At 72.2% G+C, this 5149-nt stretch carries 5 protein-coding genes; 3 read left to right on the plus strand and 2 right to left on the minus strand.

Annotated features, from left to right (window positions below):
• The coding region (locus tag ACFYR3_RS45455; RefSeq protein WP_389288290.1) for a transposase at positions 1-797 on the minus strand (797 nt) is incomplete at its 3' end.
• Positions 794-1369 carry an IS607 family transposase gene (locus tag ACFYR3_RS45460; RefSeq protein WP_389288292.1) on the minus strand — a complete coding sequence of 192 codons (576 nt, stop codon included), beginning with the start codon at positions 1367-1369 and terminating at the stop codon, positions 794-796. The genes ACFYR3_RS45455 and ACFYR3_RS45460, both read right to left, overlap by 4 nt.
• A 57-nt stretch (positions 1370-1426) precedes the next feature.
• Here ACFYR3_RS45460 and ACFYR3_RS45465 point away from each other — a divergent pair, with 57 nt between their 5' ends.
• The 3 genes from ACFYR3_RS45465 to ACFYR3_RS45475 all read left to right on the plus strand — a co-directional run bounded on the left by ACFYR3_RS45465 (position 1427) and on the right by ACFYR3_RS45475 (position 5008).
• Positions 1427-1630 carry a hypothetical protein gene (locus ACFYR3_RS45465; protein WP_355858811.1) on the plus strand — a complete coding sequence of 68 codons (204 nt, stop codon included), beginning with the start codon at positions 1427-1429 and terminating at the stop codon, positions 1628-1630.
• 278 nt (positions 1631-1908) lie between these two features.
• The gene (locus tag ACFYR3_RS45470) at positions 1909-3387 is read left to right on the plus strand and encodes an FAD-dependent monooxygenase (protein WP_355858805.1); all 1479 of its coding nucleotides are present in this window, start codon (positions 1909-1911) and stop codon (positions 3385-3387) included.
• A 148-nt stretch (positions 3388-3535) separates the two neighbouring features.
• Positions 3536-5008, plus strand: a complete 1473-nt coding sequence (locus ACFYR3_RS45475; protein ID WP_389288294.1) for an FAD-dependent monooxygenase — start codon at positions 3536-3538, stop codon at positions 5006-5008.
• Positions 5009-5149: the final 141 nt, after the last annotated feature.

Genomic DNA, 5149 nt, shown 5'->3' on the forward strand with positions numbered 1-5149 from the left:
ACCGTGCGGGAGGCCCGGCGGAGCCGTTTCAGGGCGCTGTTCAGGTGCCGCGGGTTGGGCACGGTGCGGATCTCGCCCGCACTGTCGGCCATGACCGCGAGGGTCTTGATACCGAGGTCGATGCCGACCGCGACGTCGGGGCGTGCGACGCGGCGGATGTCCCGCGCGGTCTCGACCTGGAAGGCGACGAGCCAGCGTCCGCGTTCGTGGCGGACGGTCGCGGACAAGATCCGCGCCCTGCCGGCCTGGACGCGGTGCAGGAGCTTTGCGGTGGGCTCGTGGACGCGGATGGTTCCGAGCCTCGGCAGCGTGACGTGACGGCCGCCGGCGTCGAGGCGGATGGTGCCGGTGGTGAACCGGCAGGACAGGCGTGCTTTCCGCTTCGGCTTGAACCGGGGCGCACCGATCCGGGCGCCCTTGCGCTTGCCGTTCTTCGACTTGGCGTAGTTGTCGAACGCCGCCGACGCGTTGGCGAGGCCGGTGTTGTACGCCTCCTTGGAGTTCTCCTCCCACCAGGCAGCGAAGCGCGGGTCAGTCTTCTTGGCCTGGTTGAACTCCTTGCGCAGCGCGGGCAGCGACCACGGCCGCCACTCGGTCAGCTCCGCCCCGGCGACGCCGTACGTCTCCTCGGCCCGGCGTTGCCACCAGGATGCGGTCACCCAGCCGACAGCCCAGTTGTATGCCGCGCGGGCCGCACCGCAGTGCGAGCGCAACGCGTGCTCCTGGGCGGCGTTCGGGTCCAGCGCGAACCGGTACGCCTGCACCACGAACCCGGGCTGCGGCCGGAACTTCTTCACTCGCCGTCCTCGCCGGTCGCCACGGCCACCGCGCGGGCGGCCCGGGTCTTCGCCGCCCGCTGCCCGTACAGGCGGGCGCACATCGAGGTCAGCACCTCGGTGACGTCCCGCACCAGGTCGTCCGCGGTCTCGGCAGGGTCGAGGACGACCAGGCGCCTGCCGGACGCCGACAGCGCGGCCTCCAGGTGCTCGACACCGAACCGGGCGAGGCGGTCACGGTGCTCGACCACGATCACAGCCGTGTCCGGGTCGGCGAGGAGCCGATGCAGCTTGCGGCGGCGCCCGTTCAACCCCGACCCGACCTCGGTCACGACCTCCGCGACAGCCAGGCCCAGCCCATTCGCGCCGGACACCACCCGCGCGACCTGCCGATCCAGGTCGGCCCTCTGGTCGGCTGACGACACACGGCAGTACGCCACCACGCGTTCGGACGACGGGGCGGCAACCTCGTCGACCAACCACGTCCCGGACGGCGCCTGGCGGACCGGAACGGGCATCTTCCCGTCCCTCACCCACCGCCAGGCGGTCTGGTAGCTCACGCCCTGCTGACGCGCCCACTCCGAAAGCCTCACAAAACCAAGCTACGTGAGATGCCTGACCAGAGACGACTATGAATGATTAGGAAATCCATGGCAGTTGTCGCCCCCCTCGCCGGAGACCGGCGCGCCGTGTGCACCCTGCCCGGGGACGCCCTCCTCGGCACCCCGGCCGGCGCCGCGCCCGAGCGGGCCACCGCTCCCGCCGAGGTGCAGGCCCGTGCGCTTCCGCCACCGAGACGGCATCAGCGCCCATCTCTCGTACTCGACCGGCGTGCACCCGGCCGAGACCCCTGACGGGCTCCTCGCCCACCTGCGTGGCTCGTCGACGGCATGGCCGCCGAACTCGCGTCCGCCCGCGACCTGCTGACGGAGCACGGCCTGAAGGAGCTGCCGTGACCACCGTCTCCACCGCCCCGGCGGCGGCCCCGCCGCACACCGCGCACCGGCAGTTGCCTCGCGCGGGTGAGGAACGGACCTCAAGGATCGCCTGAGCGATCCTGCGGTCCCGCTGCACCGCCCCTCGACCCCCCTGGTCTTTTCTGAGGATCAACCGTCTGTATGGAGGAATCGAAATGGCAAAGAGCGCGATCATCGTGGGCGCTGGGCCGGTCGGTCTGATGCTCGCGGGTGAGCTGCGGCTCGGCGGCGCGGACGTCGTCGTCTACGACAAGCTGCCCGCCCCCAGCGGCGAGTCGCGCGGCCTCGGGTTCACCAGCCGTACCGCGGAGGTCTTCGACCAGCGCGGGCTGCTCGGCAGGCTCGGCGACATCCGCTGGGGCAAGCAGGGCCACTACGGCGGTGTCCGCATCGACTTCTCCCTCCTGGACGAGAGCCACTTCGGCATCATGGGCCTGGCCCAGTCCGTCACCGAGGACATGCTCGGCCGCTGGGTCGACGAGCTCGGCGTCGAGGTGCGCCGCGGCTACGACCTGACCACCCTGACCGAGACCGAGGACGGCGTGGTCCTCGGCTTCCAGGGCCCCGACGGGTACACCGAGGCCACCGGCACGTACGTCATCGGCTGCGACGGCGGCAAGTCCACCGTGCGCATCCTGGCCGACATCGACTTCCCCGGCGACGAGGCCACCCGCGGCATGTACCTGGCCGACGTCGTCGGCGCGGACGTGCGCATGAGGCCCATCGGCGAGCGCATCGAGGGCGGCGGCATGGTCCTGTCCGTCACCCTGGAGCCGGGTGTGGACCGCATCGTCATCCACGAGCCCGGCGTCCGCCCGCACCACGGCGAGGGCGAGCTGGAGTTCTCGGAGCTCGCCGACGCCTGGCAGCGCATGACCGGCGAGGACATCCACGGCGCCTCCGCCTCCTGGATGTGCGCCCTGACCAACGCCACCGGCCTGGCCGCCCAGTACCGCAAGGGCCGCGTCTTTCTCGCCGGCGACTCCGCCCACGACCACGCCCCGCTCGGCGCCCAAGGCGTCAGCGTCGGTCTCCAGGACGCCGTCAACCTCGGGTGGAAGCTCGCCGCCGTGCTCGGGGACCGGGCGCCCGAGTCCCTGCTCGACACCTACCACGCCGAGCGCCACCCGATCGGTGAGCAGCTGATGCGGGACGTGCACTCCATGTCGATGCTGTACCTCGCCGGCGAGGAGATGGAGCCGCTGCGCGCCGTCGTGCGCGAACTCGTCACCCTGCCCGAGGCCGCCCGGCGGCTCGCGGGCCGCGTCTCCGGCCTGCACATCAAGTACGACGTGGGCGCCGAGGGACACCCCTTCCTGGGGCTGCGTCTGGCCCCGCACCGAGCCGTCGAGCGCGCCGACGGCAGCCGTACGAAGGTCGCCGAGCTCCTGCACGCAGGCCGCGGCGTGCTCATCGTCTCGGACGGGGACGGCGGCCCGGCCGAACTCGCCGCCCGCTGGGCCGACCGCGTGGACGTCATCACCGGCGCCTGGGCCGACCAGGAGGCCGACCACCCGGGCGCCCCACAGGCCGTGCTGGTCCGCCCCGACGGCTACATCGCCTGGGTGGCGCCGGCAGGCGGCGACCTCGAAGCCGCCCTCACCCGTTGGTTCGGGGCGCCCGCGACCGTCTGACGGCCCGCCGCATGACACCCCCCGGCCGCCCGCGCCCCCGAGGAGGGGCCGGAGCTGATCGGCCGGTACCTGCTGGTCTTCTTCGCCTGACCACCGCCGACCTGGCGCTGCCCCATCCGCGGCAGCTCTGATGTTTGAGGAGTAGGACATGGCAAAGGGCGCGATCATCGTCGGCGCCGGGCCGGTCGGGCTGACGCTCGCCGGCGAACTGAAATTGGGCGGCGTGGACGTCGTCGTCCTCGAGAAGCTCCCCGCGCCCAGCGGCGAGTCCCGCGGCGTGGGCTTCACCCGCCGCGCGGCCGAGGTCTTCGACCAGCGCGGCCTGCTGGAGCGCTTCGGCGACGTCGAATGGGCCCAGGGCCACTTCGGCGGGGTCCACATCGACTTCTCCAAGCTGGACGACAACCACTTCAGCGTCCGCGGCATCCCGCAGTTCCGCACCGAGGAGATCCTCGAAGGCTGGCTGAAGGAGCTGGGCGTCGAGATCCGCCGCGAACACGAGGTGCTCGGCTTCCGCGAGACCGAGGACGGCGTCGTTGTCGAGTACGAGGGCCCCGCCGGCCGCGGCGAGGAGAGCGCCGGCTACCTGGTCGGCTGCGACGGGGCGCGCAGCATCGTCCGCCGGCTCGCCGGCATCGACTTCCCCGGCTGGGAGCCCACCCGCGGGATGTACATGGCCGACATCGTCGGGGCGGACGTACGCCAGCGCCCCATCGGCGAGCGCGTGCCCGGCGGCATGGTCATGGCCTTCAACCTGGAGGACGGCGTCCACCGGATCGTCATCCACAACGAGTCGCTGCGGCCGCCGGAGGACAAGAGCGGCCTCACGTTCGAGACCATCGCCGACGCCTGGCAGGACATGACCGGCGAGCGCCTGCACGACGCCGAGGTCCGCTGGATCAGCTCCTTCACCGACACCACCCGCCAGGCCGCCCAGTACCGCAAGGGCCGGATCTTCCTGGCCGGCGACGCCACCCACATCCACATGCCGGCCGGCGCGCAGGGCATGAGCGTGGGCGTGCAGGACGCGGTCAACCTCGGCTGGAAGCTGGCGGCCACCATCAACGGTTGGGCGCCCGAGGGCCTGCTCGACACCTTCCAGTCCGAGCGGCACCCGGTCGGGGAGCTGCTCATGCGCAACACCCGCGCCCAGACCAAGCTCTACCTCTCCGGCGAGGAGATGGAGCCGCTGCGCGCGGTCATGCAGGAACTCGTCCAGGACGTCGCGGTGGCCCGCCACCTGGCCGGCCAGGTCTCCGGCCTCGACGTGCGCTACGACGTCGGCTCAGGCAGCCATCCGCAGCTCGGCCTGCGGCTGCGCCCCGACACCCCGCTCAAGCTCACCGACGGTAGCCCCGCCACCGTGCGGGACCTGCTCAAGCCGGCCCGCGGCGTGCTGTTCGTGACCCCCGCGGCGGCCGACTCCGACGCACTGCGCGCCACCGCGGCGCGCTGGGGTGACCGGGTGGACACGGTCACCGGCGACTGGGCCGAGGGCGAGGGGGCCGTGTCGGACGCCCCGCACGCGCTGCTGGTCCGCCCCGATGGCTACATCGCCTGGGCCGCCCCGGACGAGGCCGGCCCGCATGAGGCGTTGGAGCGCTGGTTCGGAGCCGTCTGAGCGAGTTCTCCAGCGCTGATCTGCTGTTTGACATCCTCCCCTCTTGAAAGAGGGGGATTCCAGCCCGTGCGGGTTGGGGTTCACGGGTGTTCGAACGGCCGGTGGCCGTTGTCACCCCTCCGGCACCGGCTGTTCGCCGGG

The sequence above is a fragment of the Streptomyces sp. NPDC005784 genome (genome assembly GCF_042871525.1).
GTDB lineage: Bacteria > Actinomycetota > Actinomycetes > Streptomycetales > Streptomycetaceae > Streptomyces.

Bases quoted from the DNA above. Each gene is read 5' to 3' on its own strand.
- ACFYR3_RS45475 (WP_389288294.1), top strand. From the start codon at position 3,536: ATGGCAAAGGGCGCGATCATCGTCGGCGCCGGGCCGGTCGGGCTGACG.
- ACFYR3_RS45465 (WP_355858811.1), top strand. From the start codon at position 1,427: ATGGCAGTTGTCGCCCCCCTCGCCGGAGACCGGCGCGCCGTGTGCACC.
- ACFYR3_RS45470 (WP_355858805.1), top strand. From the start codon at position 1,909: ATGGCAAAGAGCGCGATCATCGTGGGCGCTGGGCCGGTCGGTCTGATG.